Below are 13,572 nucleotides of genomic sequence, written 5' to 3' on the forward strand. Positions count from 1 at the left end.
ACATAACAAGGCAAGTTTTAGAAAGCGAATATGTGAATTAATTAAAAGTGTAAATAGACTATTAATACACTTTTTACTCAGTAAGCATGGTTGAAGCTAATTCGATTAATTAAAAATAAATTTGCCTAGGATATAAGATTCTGTTATTTATACCGCCGGCTAATGCTGAGGCATTAAATTAAGGATTTAGGAGAGAGTTATGCCAGACCAAAAGAAACATGGTTTATTGGCTCAAGCCGGTTTAGAACCATACCAAGAAAAACCAGGCGAAGAGTACATGAATGATGCACAACGTGCTCATTTTAGAGCGATTTTAGAAACTTGGCGTAATGATTTACGTAACGAAGTTGATCGTACTAAATCACACATGCAAGACGAAGCTGCTAACTTTCCTGACCCAGTTGACCGCGCTGCACAAGAAGAAGAGTTCTCTTTAGAACTTCGTACTCGTGACCGCGAACGTAAATTAATCAAAAAAATTGAAAAAACAATTAATTTGATTAAAGAAGATGATTTTGGCTTTTGTGAGTCTTGTGGCATCGAAATTGGCATACGTCGCTTAGAAGCACGTCCTACTGCCGATTTATGCGTAGACTGCAAAACACTTGCAGAAATCAAAGAAAAGCAATCTGGACGCGGCTAATTAATATTTATTAATTAGTTATGTCTCCTACAGCCGTTACTGCGCCTATGCGTAAATATCGCGGTCGTTTTGCACCGTCTCCTTCTGGGCCATTACATTTTGGCTCACTTGTAGCGGCTGTGGGTAGTTATCTAGATGCAAAAGCTAACCAAGGAGATTGGTTAGTTCGTATTGAAGACATTGACACTACGCGCGTGGTTAAAAACGCCGACTCCGATATTCTTAATACCTTACATGCCTACGCCCTTCACTGGGACGAACCTGTTGTATATCAAACGCAGCGTCTACCTTTATACCAAGATATTACCCACTCACTTTTAAAACAAAAACTTGTTTATGGTTGCACCTGTACTCGCAAACAAATAAAAGCTATTGGCGGTATTTATCAGGGGCATTGCCAAGCACTTAATCATAATACTCAATCTGGTGCGCTTCGCTTAATTCAGCAACATCCAACGGCTAAATTTAATGATTTAATTCAAGGTGATATAACAGTAAATAGTGCCCTTTCCCATGAAGATTACTTAATTAAACGCAGCGATGACTTATTTGCATATCAACTTGTTGTGGTCGTCGATGATATTGATCAAGGGATTAATCGAATTGTAAGAGGCGCTGATTTAATTGAGCCAACCGCACGGCAAATTAGTTTATTTAAACAACTCGATAGCCCTGTGCCTGAATTTGCTCATTTACCTTTAGCGGTTGCCAAGCCTGGTTTCAAATTGTCTAAACAAAATTATGCTCCTGCCATTAGCAAACAAAATCCAAAGCCTGCTTTAATTAGTGCATTTGAATTTTTAGGATTGCCTGTTATAGCTGATTTAATCGATTTAAATATTGAACAATTAATCGCTTGGGGAATTAAAAACTTTAGCTTAAAACAGGTACCACAAGTATCCGAAATACAAATTTCTCAGCATCCACGTAGTCAGAAAGTCCAATTTACACATTTAAGTAAATAAAATAGCTAAAAACGGCTTAATTTCAACACATCAACTTAATTTTTAAACCCTGCTGGTATATGATAGCCGCCTAAATATATGCTAATTACGTCAAACAGCTTGTACTGGGCTATAACCGCCCCATTTGCTGTAACTTTTGATTGCGATGCAGAGTCAATCACACCTTCTAGGAGACAGACTATTATTTCCAAGCTTTTTCAATTTTGCCGACAAATAATCGGCCCGAATACAAGTGCACAAAGCGCTTCTGTAAGCAGTGAACCTATTGTTGTCACTCGTGGTGAGCATGGTATTTCTCGCAAACAATTTAGCCCAAATGCAATCAAAGTATTATACCGCTTAAAAGACGGTGGCTACGATGCCTACCTTGTTGGTGGTTGTATTCGCGATATATTGTTAGGCCAACAGCCAAAAGATTTTGACGTAGTTACTAATGCCACGCCAGATCAAGTAAAAAAACTATTTAGAAACTGTCGCCTTATTGGTCGTCGCTTTCGTTTAGCACATATTGTATTTGGCCGTGAAATTATTGAAGTGGCGACTATGCGTGGCCACCACGAAGCGCAAGAAGACAAAAATCAAATAAGCCAATCAAGCGATGAAGGCCAGTTACTACGTGACAACGTATTTGGCAGTATTGAAGAAGATGCAGAACGCCGCGACTTTTCAATCAATGCACTTTATTACTCAATCAAAGATTTTAGTATTCACGATTACGCCAACGGCTTAGCGGCAATTAAAGCTAAACAAATTGAGCTAATCGGCGACCCTGAAACGCGTTACCGCGAAGATCCTGTTCGTATGTTACGTGCAGTTCGCTTTGCTACTAAACTTGATATGAGCATTGCGCCTAAAAGTGAAAAACCAATTAGCGAGCTTGCAAGTTTGCTTGATAACATTCCGCCAGCACGTTTATTTGAAGAAATTCTTAAGCTGTTTTTAAATGGCAAGGCCGAAGCTAACTTTTTAATGCTGCGTAAATACGGCTTATTCCGCTCACTGTTTCCTGAGCTTGATAAAATCTTAGATAAAAACCCAAGTGGCTTAGAACACACGCTTATTCAGCAAATGTTTCAAAATACCGACAAACGTATTAATGCCGATAAAAAAGTAACACCAGCGTTTATTTTTGCCGCACTACTTTGGTTCCCGCTGCTTGAACGTACTAAAAAGATTCAAAGCCAAGAGCAACTTGCAGAATACGATGCTTTCGCACAAGCAATGAATAAAGTACTAAGCGATAACTCACAACACATTGCGGTTCCTAAACGCTTTACTTTAGGTGCTCGCGATATTTGGCATATTCAGCATCGTTTGGATAAACGCGCAGGCCAACGTGCTTACAGACTAACGCAGCAACCTCGCTTTAAAGCCGCCTACGACTTTTTACTCTTACGCGTAGACGCGGGCGAAACACAGCATACTGAGCTTGCCCAGTGGTGGACACAATACTTAAGCCAAGATATAAACGGCCAAAAAGAGATGGTTAAGAACTTAGGCCACCAAGGTGGTCCTAAGCCGCGAAAGCGCCGTCGACCTACTAAAAAGCCAGCTGAGTAATAACATGCACTGTGTTTATTTGGGTTTAGGTGCCAACCTAAACTCACCAAAAGAGCAGCTTGATAACGCGGTAATCGCGCTTAAAAAGCTGCCTAATTGTGAATTTATAAACGTATCGCATTACTATGCAAGTAAGCCTATGGGCCCACAAGATCAACCAGACTATATCAATGCAGTAGCGTGCATTAAAACGACCCTTGAGCCAGAGCAATTACTTGATTTAACACAAAGCATTGAACTTGAGCATGGTCGAGTAAGAAAGGCTGAGCGTTGGGGTCCACGCACACTTGATATCGATACTCTATTATTTGATGATCAAATTATAAATACGGTGCGCTTAACTGTGCCTCATTATGGTTTGAATAATCGCGAGTTTGTGGTTTATCCACTATTAGAGCTTGCACCTGAACTTATTTTACCTAGCGGCATTGCATTAAAAACCATTGCAAATAATTTACCGCTCAACGACTTACAACAATTACCTCTGTAATTAACCTAGGCTTTTGCCTGCGAGGATATTATGTCTAAAATAACCGTTTCTACTTTAAATAAAATGAAAGCAGAAAATAACAAAATTACTGCATTAACAGCCTACGACGCTAGTTTTGCAAAGTTATTTCATGATAACGGCGTTGAAGTTATTTTAGTGGGCGACTCTTTGGGCATGGTACTACAAGGCGGCGATGACACCCTTGGCGTAACCAATCAAGATATTGCATATCATACCCGCTGTGTACGCGCTGGTAGCCGCGAATTATTTGTAATTGCTGACTTACCTTTTATGACCTACTCAAGCGTAAGTGATACTTGTAAAAATGCAGCTGAGCTTATGCGCGCTGGCGCAAACATGATTAAGCTTGAAGGCGGAGAATGGCTTTACGAGAGCATTAAAACGCTTACTCAACAAGGTATTCCAGTTTGTGGGCATTTAGGCCTTACACCACAGTCAGTACATGTATTTGGTGGCTTTAAAATACAAGGTCGCGAAGAAGACAAAGCACAAAAAATGATTGATGACGCAAAAGCACTAGAAGCTGCTGGCGCGCAATTATTAGTACTTGAATGTATTCCAAGTGCACTGGCAAAACGCATTACAGACGCCCTAAGCATCCCAACTATTGGTATTGGTGCGGGCAGTTTAACTGACGGCCAAATACTGGTAATGCATGACCTTGTTGGTATTTCAGCAGGTTACATTCCTAAATTTTCTAAAAACTTTTTGCTCGAAACAGGCAATATGCCTGCAGCCGTTCAAAAGTATTGTACAGACGTTAAAAATGGCGCGTTTCCAAGCGCTGAACACGAGTTTAAATAATGCAGTCAATTACTGAAATCAGATCGTTACGTAGTCAAATTAAAGCATGGCGCCAAGCGGGTCTTAGCGTGGCACTTGTGCCAACAATGGGCAACTTGCATCGTGGGCATTTTTCGCTAGTAGAAAAAGCAAAAAACTTAGCCGATAAAGTCGTTGTGAGTATTTTTGTTAACCCAATGCAATTTGGTGCTAACGAAGATTTAGATAACTATCCTCGTACACTAAACGAAGATAAACAAGGCCTTGCAGAACTAGGCACTGATATTGTATTTACCCCAAGTGCAGAGACAATTTATCCAAATGGACTTGGCGCACAGAGCTTTGTAGATGTGCCTGATATTTCATTAGGTTACTGTGGTGGCTCACGCCCTGGTCACTTTAGAGGTGTTGCCACGGTAGTTACAAAATTATTTAATCTTGTACAACCCGATTACGCCTGCTTTGGTGAAAAAGATTTTCAGCAACTGCAAGTAATTAAAACCATGGCGCGCGACCTATCAATTCCGGTCGAAGTTATTGGTGTACCTACAATGCGAGAAGTTTCTGGCCTTGCTATGAGCTCACGTAATGGTTACTTATCTGATGAGCAAAAAGCGACTGCAACCGTATTATTTAAAGCACTTAATACATGCGCTGAGCAACTTAAAAGCGGCGAAAAAGACTTCGTAAAACTTGAAAGCTTAGCTAAACAGAGCTTAGAGCAAGCTGGCCTAAAGCCAGACTATTTTGAGATTGCTCAACGAGATACATTAAAAACTGCTACAATCGAAGATACTCAATTTGTTATTTTAGCCGCAGCCTATTTTGGTGGTGTTAGATTGATCGACAATATTCAAGTCGAAATTTAATATTATTGCGACTCCATTTTAAGGATAAGAAGCATGCACACTTTAATAAAAACAAGCGTAGTCGCCCTTACTTTTGCACTATTAGTAGGTTGCCAAAACCAAGTTGAAAACCCTGAAATGAATCAGTGTGCTCAACAAAATTACCAATGCGAAAGTACATGTGAACAGCAAACAACTGCTGAGGGCTTAAAGCAGCAAGTATGCTCTGGTAAATGTGTTGAGAGCTATAATCAATGTAAAGCACAAGCCGAAAAATTAGGTAATATTTAATTCCTTAAAGTTTTTAGTTTTAGGCATAAAAAAACCGCTCAGTGAGCGGTTTTTTATTGCCTATGGTTTATCATACCAATTTTATTAAAAACATGACCATTCTAGCGTATTAAATAACTCACTAACTACGTTAAAAATTATTTATATAGAACAACTATGTATCATAATTTTAGCCTTGTTATTGCGCTATTTTCTTATCGCTATAATAACTCACTAATTTAATGCAATTGGTATTAGTTCAAACCAAGCTTTTTAAGTTCTGTTTTTACTAGCTTTGCAGAAAGTGGTACATAACCATCTTTTTCTACAATTTGCTGACCATCTTTTGAAAGTACCATTCTTAAAAATTGTTCTTCCATAGGTGATAGTGGCTTATTCGGGTGTTTATTCACATAAACATATAAAAAGCGCGATAGCGGGTATTTACCTTGCGCAACGTTATCAAGTGTTGCATCAACAAAGTTATCGCCTTTTTTAGCAAGCGGCACAGTACGCACGCCCGATGTTTTATAGCCAATACCAGAGTAACCAATTGCATTTAATGAAGATGAAATTGACTGTACTACCGATGCAGAACCAGGTTGCTCATTTACATTATTACGGAAATCACCTTTACACAGTGCTTTCTTTTTAAAGTAGCCATAAGTACCTGACACTGAGTTACGTCCATAAAGCTGAACGTCTTTAGCTGCCCAGTCACCTGTCAGACCAACATCGCTCCAACGATTAACTTGCTCTGGTGCGCCACATTTACGAGTAGATGAAAAAATAGCATCTACTTGGTCAATACGAAGACCTTCAATTGGGTTATCTTTATGTACAAATACAGCAAGTGCATCAATAGCTACGCGAACTTCTGTTGGCTTATAACCGTAACGTTTTTCGAACGCTTCGATTTCTTTTGATTTCATTTTACGGCTCATTGGACCTAGGTTAGCTGTACCTTCGGTAAGTGCCGGTGGCGCAGTAGAAGAACCTGCCGCTTGAATTTGAATATTTACATTTGGGTAAATACGTTTGTACTCTTCAGCCCAGAACGTCATCATGTTGGCTAAAGTGTCAGAACCTACTGATGAGAAGTTACCTGAAACACCACTAATTTTTTGATACTCAGGAATATCTTGATCTAAAGCAACTGCTTGTGCAGATACGAAAGTTGTAACAGCCACACCCATTGCGGCAACTAAGTTTTTAAATTTCATGTAGGGTTCTCCGGTTTGTTCGTCCCATTTTCTAACTGCTGCCCACTCTAAAGTGAGTACATGACAGTTACATTACTCTTAAATGACACTTTTATGACTTTGCTTTTCAGCCTAATTACTTAGCTAGCGAAACTGTCTTATCTATTGAAAATTCGAAAGAGAAACACGAACCTTTGTTAACTTCACTGCTAATATTTAATTTACTATCGTGGCGCGTTAGTACATGTTTTGTAATCGCAAGCCCTAAACCTGAGCCACCTGTTGTTCTGCTGCGGGCTTTATCAACACGATAAAAACGCTCAGTTAAACGGTTAATATGCTCTGGCGCAATACCATCACCATTATCGGTAACACTAAAACACGCTTTATTGTTTTTGCGCTGCCAACATACTTCCACTTTGCCACCGGGTTTAGTGTAATGAATGGCGTTAAATACTAAATTAGAAAACGCACTACGCAGTTCATCCTCAGAGCCTTTAATATCGAGGGTTTTATCAATATTAAAAATAAGCTCATGGCCTTTGTCTTGATTAATTGAGTTTGCCTCAGTGTGAATATAACCAAGTAATTGCGGCACATTTATAGCTTTATCGTTGTCTTGGCGCCGTGCACCTTCAATACGCGAAAGCGATAATAATTGGCTGACTAAGCTATCCATGCGCTTGCATTGTTCAAGCATAGTATTTTGCGCTTTGTTCCACATTGCTGGCGGCGGCATCATGTCGCCATCCATCATCTCAAGATAGCCAGTAACCACTGTAAGCGGTGTACGTAGTTCGTGTGACACATTGGCTACAAAGTCTTTACGCATCTGTTCTAGCTGTTTTAAGCGCGTTACATCACGCACAACAACCATAAGTTGCGTGCTTGCATAAGGCATTACCCTAAATTCTAGTACTTGCTCAATGCTATGGCCGTTATCCAGCTCAAGCGCGTCGTCAAATTCACCTTTGTGCATGTATTTAGCAAACTTAGGTTCGCGAATTAAATTATCAAGACGCTGACCATGATCGGTTGGCCACTGCAAACCAAGCACTTTAAGCGCTAGTTGATTACACCACACAATACTTAAATCATTTTGCAGTACCACTACCGCATCAGGTACTGCTTCAGCCCCATCGCGAAAGCGACGAATTAAATCAGCAAGCTCATTACGTTTTTTACGATTACGGTGCTGTAGATGATAAATACCTTCAAACACTTGCTCCCATGCACCCTCGCCCTCAGGTGGATTAAAGCTACGTTGATTAAGTAGCCAATCGCTCAAACGATAAAGTTGATGGTAGTGCCAAATAAGGAGGGAAAAAGATCCTAAAAATAAAAGCAAAAATGGCGCGCCAACTAGCACACCAATTAATAGTAAGGGTAAAAAATAGATAAACAGGCGCTTTACTAACGCCTGCTTATTAACAACTCGATACATACACTCACTTTACCTTAGAGTAGTAATACATGCGTATTTCATACATTAGCTAAGCTTTAAGCTGATCACAGCTTACTTGAAAAACGATATCCAGCACCACGTACAGTTTGCACCAAACGGTCATGTCCAAGTGGGCCAATTGCTTTACGCAGACGACGAATGTGCACATCAACCGTGCGATCTTCTACGTAAACATTAGTTCCCCATACATGATCAAGCAATTGTTCACGGCTATAAACACGCTCTGGGTGAGTCATAAAAAAGTGCAGTAATCTAAATTCGGTTGGCCCCATATCAAGCTCGTTACCTTCTGAGGTAACACGATGCGAAATAGGGTCTAAACGCAGGCCATGTACTTCAATAGCTTCTTCTAATGAGGTTGGCGATACACGGCGAATAACCGCTTTAATACGCGCCATAAGCTCTTTAGGAGAAAACGGCTTAGTGACGTAATCGTCAGCACCTACTTCAAGACCGCGTACTTTGTCTTCTTCTTCGCCACGGGCTGTAAGCATTATAATTGGGATTTGGCGGGTGTGTTCGTTTTGCTTAAACTTTTTAGCAATTTGAATACCGCTTCCACCTGGTAACATCCAATCAAGTAAAACCATATCTGGGTAAGGTTCAACCATAGCTGCAATAGCAGAGTCGTAATCTTCTGCTTCAATTGCTTGAAATCCATTTTGCTCTAAAACAAAAACCAACATCTCCCTGATAGGAGCTTCGTCATCTACGACTAGTACTTTACGTGACATTCCAATTTATCTCTTACGCTATCGAATTAGTTTTCATTATTATGACTAAGTATGACATTTTTATGAAAGTGTAACGTGTAAATTAAAATGGTGGTAAAAAAAACACAAATTAGTGACAAAAAACCTCATTAACGTCATATTTTTAAAACCTTTTTAATATTTAACGTAATAATAAGAGATTTACGATAAATTTATAAAATAGCTAATTTTTGAAATTATCTGCTTTTTGTCGCTAGTTGAATCATTAAATAATACAAAATTAACTGGGATCATTGTTTTACTAACCAAGACTTTTTTACAGATCGATCGTTTAAAAGCAGCTTTAAAGCCATTTTAAAATCAATAAACCCGCCTGTGTAACAATCAATACGTTTAAAAATAGATCTAAATTTTACTAAGCCCCAAATAAAGGATCAGATTTTTACCAAGCCGATCCACTCTCAGATCAGAGTTGTACCTAGTCAAAGCCATAAGTTGTTGATTGTTTATACAAATAAATAACGATCAAATTATCTCAGAGCCTAAAATAGCGAAAAAGTGTATTTGGCTTAGTAAAGTAATGATCCGAAAAGGCTATGTTAGTAAATGCGTGATCCCAAAGTACGGCGTTGATAGTACAGCGATCTGATCAATAGAAGCCGTAACCTGCAATATAAAAAGGCTGACATTAAAAAAGCCAGCAACAAAGTTACTGGCTTAGGGCCTGTTGACCTTTCAGGATTAAAATTTGTTCAATCTAGGGGCGATTTAATCGCGGCGTGAGGTTTGTAACCTAGCGGGCTAAGTAAAAACCGAGCAACAAAGAGTAAATTGCCCCTAGGCAGAACCCTTCGGGCAGCGCATGTTTGGCATTTATTCCACGTTATCGCCTATTTATGGGGAATAACCACACTGCATAGGCTCTGCCTTGCCTAAATACCAAACATACTGCTGCAAATTTAACCTCGAAAGATAAACAGGCCCTAATAATGATCAATTATAAATTGATCTATTATCTAATTTTAGGGTCTAGCTCGCCGCTTAAGTATTTAAGGTGCATTTCATCAAGTGAAATTGGCTTAATTTTACTAGCCTGACCAGAAGTACCAAACGAGTTATAGCGTGCAACACAAATCTCTGTCATTGCTTTAGTTGCTTCAGCTAAGTATTTACGTGGATCGAAGTTAGATGGGTTAAGCGCCATATGACGGCGAATTGCACCGGTAGATGCTAAACGTAAATCGGTATCAATATTTACCTTACGAACACCAAACTTAATGCCTTCAACAATCTGTTCAACTGGCACACCATAAGTTTCTGGAATTTCGCCACCATACTGATTAATAATTTCTAACCATTCTTGAGGAACTGAAGATGAACCATGCATCACTAAATGCGTGTTAGGAATACGTGCATGAATCGCTTTAATGCGATCAATCGCTAAAATGTCATCTGTTGGTGGGCGAGTAAATTTATAAGCTCCGTGCGAAGTACCACAGGCAATTGCAAGTGCATCAACATGTGTTTTATTTACAAAGTCAGCCGCTTCTTCAGGGTCTGTTAGCATTTGCTCAGTGGTTAGTAACCCTTCTGCGCCAACACCATCTTCTTCGCCAGCTTCACCTGTTTCAAGTGAACCAAGAACACCTAGCTCGCCTTCAACCGATACGCCACAAGCATGAGCCATAGCAACAGTTTCGCGCGTTACTTCTACATTGTATTCGTAGCTTGAAGGAGTTTTACCGTCGCTCATTAACGAGCCATCCATCATTACTGATGAAAAACCAAGCTGAATTGAACGCTGACATACACCTGGCGATGTGCCGTGATCTTGATGCATAACAACGGGAATATGTGGCCATTCTTCAACGGCTGCTAAAATCATATGACGAATAAATGGAGCACCAGCATAAGCACGTGCACCAGCTGATCCCTGAACGATTACTGGGCTGTTTGTTTTGTCAGCCGCTTCCATTATTGCGCGCATTTGCTCTTGATTGTTAACGTTAAAAGCAGGTACGCCGTAACCATGCTCTGCTGCATGATCTAAAAGTTGTCGCATACTGATTAAAGCCATTGGGTATTCTCCAATTTATCGACAGTAGTTCCCTACCATCTAGTTTGAACGGATGTGTTAGTTTGGCGTTATAACAACGCCACGAAAAACCACTGCTTTGCAGTAATATTCCGTCTAAATTAACTATTAAATTAGGGTGAGAGGTATTTAATAATTAATTGTCGGTGAGGGCTATTACCCCCTCACCTTACGCTACTAAAATTACTTAGCGCGCGACTCTAGCATTTCAACTGCTGGAAGTTTTTTGCCTTCTAAAAACTCTAAGAACGCACCACCACCAGTAGAAATATAAGAAACTTTATCGGCAATGCCGTATTTATCAATTGCGGCTAAGGTATCACCACCACCAGCAATTGAAAACGCATTTGAGTTAGCAATTGCTTGTGCAATAGCACGTGTGCCATTACCAAATTGGTCAAACTCGAACACGCCAACAGGGCCATTCCATACAACAGTGCCCGCATTTGCAATAATTTTTGCAAGCTTACTCGCTGTATCAGGACCAATATCAAAAATCATATCGTCGCTTGTCACTTCGCTTACATCTTTAAGCGTAGCTACAGCAGATTCAGAAAACTCATTACCAACAACTACGTCAGTCGGTACCGGAATTTCACCATTATTAGCAATCGCTGCAGCACATAAGCGGTTAGCTTCATCCATTAAATCTGGTTCGTAAAGCGATTTACCAACTGGGCTACCTGATGCAGCAATAAAGGTATTTGCAATACCGCCACCGGTAACTAATTGGTCAACAATTTTAGAAAGTGAATCTAAAACGGTTAGCTTAGTTGAAACTTTAGAACCACCAACAATCGCCACTAATGGACGAGCTGGGTTATCAAGTGCTTTGCCTAACGCTTCTAGTTCAGCTGATAACAATGGACCTGCACATGCTACATCAGCAAATAAGCCAACGCCATGCGTAGATGCTTGTGCACGGTGAGCCGTACCAAATGCATCCATTACATATACATCACACAGTGCTGCAAGTTGCTTAGATAACGCTTCGTCGTTTTTCTTCTCGCCTTTGTTAAAGCGCACATTTTCAAAAACAACAACTTCGTTATCAGCAATATCAACACCGTTTAGGTAATCTTTTTCTAAACGTACAGTTTGCTCAAGGGCATCGTTTAAGTAATCAGCGACAGGTGCTAGCGAAAACGCTTCATCATATTCCCCTTCCGTAGGACGGCCAAGGTGTGACATAACCATTACTTTAGCACCCATCTCAAGCGCTAATTTAATAGTAGGTAGTGCTGCACGAATACGCGCATCTGACGTCACTTTACCTGCTTTAACTGGTACATTTAAATCTTCACGAATTAATACGCGTTTGCCGTTTAAATCTAAATCTGCCATTTTTATGACCGACATGAACATCTCCTTAGTTAACGATACTGAACCTGAAAAATACGTTTAAAATTATTATATTAATAAATTACTTATTCACTGCCATCATAGCACGCGCTGTGTCGAGCATACGATTAGCAAAACCCCATTCGTTATCACACCATACTAATAACTTTATCAGTCGTTTGTGACTAACACGTGTTTGTGTGCCATCAATAATACAAGAATGTGGGTCGTGATTAAAATCAACCGACACAAGCGGCTCTTCGGTATAACTTAAAATACCTTCTAAGCGGTCTTTTGCTTGTGCTTTAAGTGCGTTATTTACTGCGTTTAAATCTACATCGGTATTAACCGTTACACTTAAATCCATTGCCGTGACATTTATAGTCGGTACACGTACGGCGATGGCTTCAAAACGGCCTTTAAATTTAGGTAAAATACGGTCTATACCACGGGCGAGCTTTGTATCAACTGGAATAATTGATTGGCTTGCAGCGCGAGTACGGCGTAAATCATGATGATAACCATCAATCACTTGTTGATCGTTCATCGACGCATGAATCGTTGTAATAGCGCCCGACTCAATACCAAATGCATCATCTAATACTTTAATAACCGGCACAACACAGTTAGTTGTACACGAGCCGTTAGAAACAATTGTGTGCTCGTTTTTAAGCTCATCGTCGTTAATGCCATACACAATCGTAGCATCAACATCGTTATCGGCCGGATGCGAAAACAACACCTTTTTAGCGCCTGCGGTAATATGTAACTGCGCATGTTCACGCGAGTGATAAACACCAGTACATTCAAGTACAACGTCTACATCGAGCGTTTGCCAAGGTAATTCAATTGGGTTTTCTTCACAAAAAAGTGCAATGGTATCGCCTGCAACACTAATGGTGTCTTCACCAAGTTTTACAGGAAAAGAAAAACGACCGTGGGATGTGTCGTATTTTAATAAATGAGCAATAGCTTCAGGATCAGCAAGTTCGTTAATCGCAACAATTTTTATATCGTCGCTCAAACCAGACTCGTATAACGCGCGGACAATATTTCGACCAATACGACCAAAACCATTAATTGCAAGTTTGATTGCCATGAAATATAAAATCCACTCTTTTAGCGTGCAGATAAAGGCAATACGCCTTTTAGATGGCTGTATTGTAATCGACCTTG

Annotated in this window: 13 protein-coding genes; 7 read left to right on the forward strand and 6 right to left on the reverse strand. The window is 40.0% G+C overall.

What is annotated here, in order from left to right; all coding sequences use genetic code 11:
• Positions 1 to 199 precede the first annotated feature (199 nt).
• The 7 genes from dksA to I6E72_RS12655 all read left to right on the forward strand — a co-directional run bounded on the left by dksA (position 200) and on the right by I6E72_RS12655 (position 5,601).
• Complete coding sequence (dksA, locus tag I6E72_RS12625) at positions 200 to 643, forward strand: RNA polymerase-binding protein DksA (RefSeq protein WP_002962671.1); 444 nt, start codon at positions 200 to 202, stop codon at positions 641 to 643.
• A 20-nt stretch (positions 644 to 663) separates the two neighbouring features.
• Positions 664 to 1,608, forward strand: coding sequence for a tRNA glutamyl-Q(34) synthetase GluQRS (gene gluQRS, locus I6E72_RS12630; protein ID WP_197112504.1), 945 nt, complete (start codon positions 664 to 666; stop codon positions 1,606 to 1,608).
• 78 nt (positions 1,609 to 1,686) lie between these two features.
• The gene (pcnB, locus tag I6E72_RS12635) at positions 1,687 to 3,168 is read left to right on the forward strand and encodes a polynucleotide adenylyltransferase PcnB (RefSeq protein WP_206007896.1); all 1,482 of its coding nucleotides are present in this window, start codon (positions 1,687 to 1,689) and stop codon (positions 3,166 to 3,168) included.
• Positions 3,169 to 3,172: 4 nt separating this feature from the next.
• Positions 3,173 to 3,658 (forward strand): 2-amino-4-hydroxy-6-hydroxymethyldihydropteridine diphosphokinase, encoded by a 486-nt coding sequence (gene folK / locus I6E72_RS12640; RefSeq protein WP_165736259.1) that lies wholly within the window; start codon positions 3,173 to 3,175, stop codon positions 3,656 to 3,658.
• A 30-nt stretch (positions 3,659 to 3,688) separates the two neighbouring features.
• Entirely contained in the window at positions 3,689 to 4,483 is a 795-nt protein-coding gene (panB, locus tag I6E72_RS12645; protein WP_007587166.1) for a 3-methyl-2-oxobutanoate hydroxymethyltransferase, read from the forward strand.
• Complete coding sequence (panC, locus tag I6E72_RS12650; protein WP_197112507.1) at positions 4,483 to 5,331, forward strand: pantoate--beta-alanine ligase; 849 nt, start codon at positions 4,483 to 4,485, stop codon at positions 5,329 to 5,331. Before panB ends, panC begins: the two co-directional genes overlap by 1 nt.
• A gap of 33 nt (positions 5,332 to 5,364) precedes the next feature.
• Positions 5,365 to 5,601, forward strand: a complete 237-nt coding sequence (locus tag I6E72_RS12655; RefSeq protein WP_007587168.1) for a hypothetical protein — start codon at positions 5,365 to 5,367, stop codon at positions 5,599 to 5,601.
• Positions 5,602 to 5,834: 233 nt separating this feature from the next.
• Here I6E72_RS12655 and I6E72_RS12660 read toward each other — a convergent pair whose 3' ends face one another.
• The 6 genes from I6E72_RS12660 to epd all read right to left on the reverse strand — a co-directional run bounded on the left by I6E72_RS12660 (position 5,835) and on the right by epd (position 13,495).
• The gene (locus I6E72_RS12660) at positions 5,835 to 6,803 is read right to left on the reverse strand and encodes a PstS family phosphate ABC transporter substrate-binding protein (protein ID WP_010554592.1); all 969 of its coding nucleotides are present in this window, start codon (positions 6,801 to 6,803) and stop codon (positions 5,835 to 5,837) included.
• A gap of 115 nt (positions 6,804 to 6,918) precedes the next feature.
• Complete coding sequence (gene phoR, locus I6E72_RS12665; protein ID WP_024608321.1) at positions 6,919 to 8,226, reverse strand: phosphate regulon sensor histidine kinase PhoR; 1,308 nt, start codon at positions 8,224 to 8,226, stop codon at positions 6,919 to 6,921.
• A 65-nt stretch (positions 8,227 to 8,291) separates the two neighbouring features.
• Positions 8,292 to 8,981, reverse strand: a complete 690-nt coding sequence (gene phoB, locus I6E72_RS12670; RefSeq protein ID WP_006791869.1) for a phosphate regulon transcriptional regulator PhoB — start codon at positions 8,979 to 8,981, stop codon at positions 8,292 to 8,294.
• A gap of 991 nt (positions 8,982 to 9,972) precedes the next feature.
• Positions 9,973 to 11,037 carry a class II fructose-bisphosphate aldolase gene (gene fba, locus I6E72_RS12675; protein WP_007587174.1) on the reverse strand — a complete coding sequence of 355 codons (1,065 nt, stop codon included), beginning with the start codon at positions 11,035 to 11,037 and terminating at the stop codon, positions 9,973 to 9,975.
• A gap of 201 nt (positions 11,038 to 11,238) precedes the next feature.
• On the reverse strand, positions 11,239 to 12,414 hold the full coding sequence (locus I6E72_RS12680; protein WP_007587175.1) for a phosphoglycerate kinase: 1,176 nt from the start codon (positions 12,412 to 12,414) through the stop codon (positions 11,239 to 11,241).
• A gap of 64 nt (positions 12,415 to 12,478) precedes the next feature.
• Positions 12,479 to 13,495 carry an erythrose-4-phosphate dehydrogenase gene (gene epd / locus I6E72_RS12685; protein ID WP_007587176.1) on the reverse strand — a complete coding sequence of 339 codons (1,017 nt, stop codon included), beginning with the start codon at positions 13,493 to 13,495 and terminating at the stop codon, positions 12,479 to 12,481.
• Between the last annotated feature and the right edge of the window lie 77 nt (positions 13,496 to 13,572).

This window comes from Pseudoalteromonas sp. NSLLW24 (assembly GCF_015864725.1).
GTDB classification, from domain to species: domain Bacteria; phylum Pseudomonadota; class Gammaproteobacteria; order Enterobacterales; family Alteromonadaceae; genus Pseudoalteromonas; species Pseudoalteromonas arctica.

Excerpts from the sequence above, each read along its gene's own strand:
- panB (WP_007587166.1), top strand. The coding sequence starts at position 3,689 with ATGTCTAAAATAACCGTTTCTACTTTAAATAAAATGAAAGCAGAAAAT.
- dksA (WP_002962671.1), top strand. The coding sequence starts at position 200 with ATGCCAGACCAAAAGAAACATGGTTTATTGGCTCAAGCCGGTTTAGAA.
- I6E72_RS12655 (WP_007587168.1), top strand. The coding sequence starts at position 5,365 with ATGCACACTTTAATAAAAACAAGCGTAGTCGCCCTTACTTTTGCACTA.
- phoB (WP_006791869.1), bottom strand. The coding sequence starts at position 8,981 with ATGTCACGTAAAGTACTAGTCGTAGATGACGAAGCTCCTATCAGGGAG.
- phoR (WP_024608321.1), bottom strand. The coding sequence starts at position 8,226 with ATGTATCGAGTTGTTAATAAGCAGGCGTTAGTAAAGCGCCTGTTTATC.
- gluQRS (WP_197112504.1), top strand. The coding sequence starts at position 664 with ATGTCTCCTACAGCCGTTACTGCGCCTATGCGTAAATATCGCGGTCGT.
- panC (WP_197112507.1), top strand. The coding sequence starts at position 4,483 with ATGCAGTCAATTACTGAAATCAGATCGTTACGTAGTCAAATTAAAGCA.
- pcnB (WP_206007896.1), top strand. The coding sequence starts at position 1,687 with ATGCTAATTACGTCAAACAGCTTGTACTGGGCTATAACCGCCCCATTT.
- folK (WP_165736259.1), top strand. The coding sequence starts at position 3,173 with ATGCACTGTGTTTATTTGGGTTTAGGTGCCAACCTAAACTCACCAAAA.
- epd (WP_007587176.1), bottom strand. The coding sequence starts at position 13,495 with ATGGCAATCAAACTTGCAATTAATGGTTTTGGTCGTATTGGTCGAAAT.
- I6E72_RS12680 (WP_007587175.1), bottom strand. The coding sequence starts at position 12,414 with ATGTCGGTCATAAAAATGGCAGATTTAGATTTAAACGGCAAACGCGTA.
- I6E72_RS12660 (WP_010554592.1), bottom strand. The coding sequence starts at position 6,803 with ATGAAATTTAAAAACTTAGTTGCCGCAATGGGTGTGGCTGTTACAACT.
- fba (WP_007587174.1), bottom strand. The coding sequence starts at position 11,037 with ATGGCTTTAATCAGTATGCGACAACTTTTAGATCATGCAGCAGAGCAT.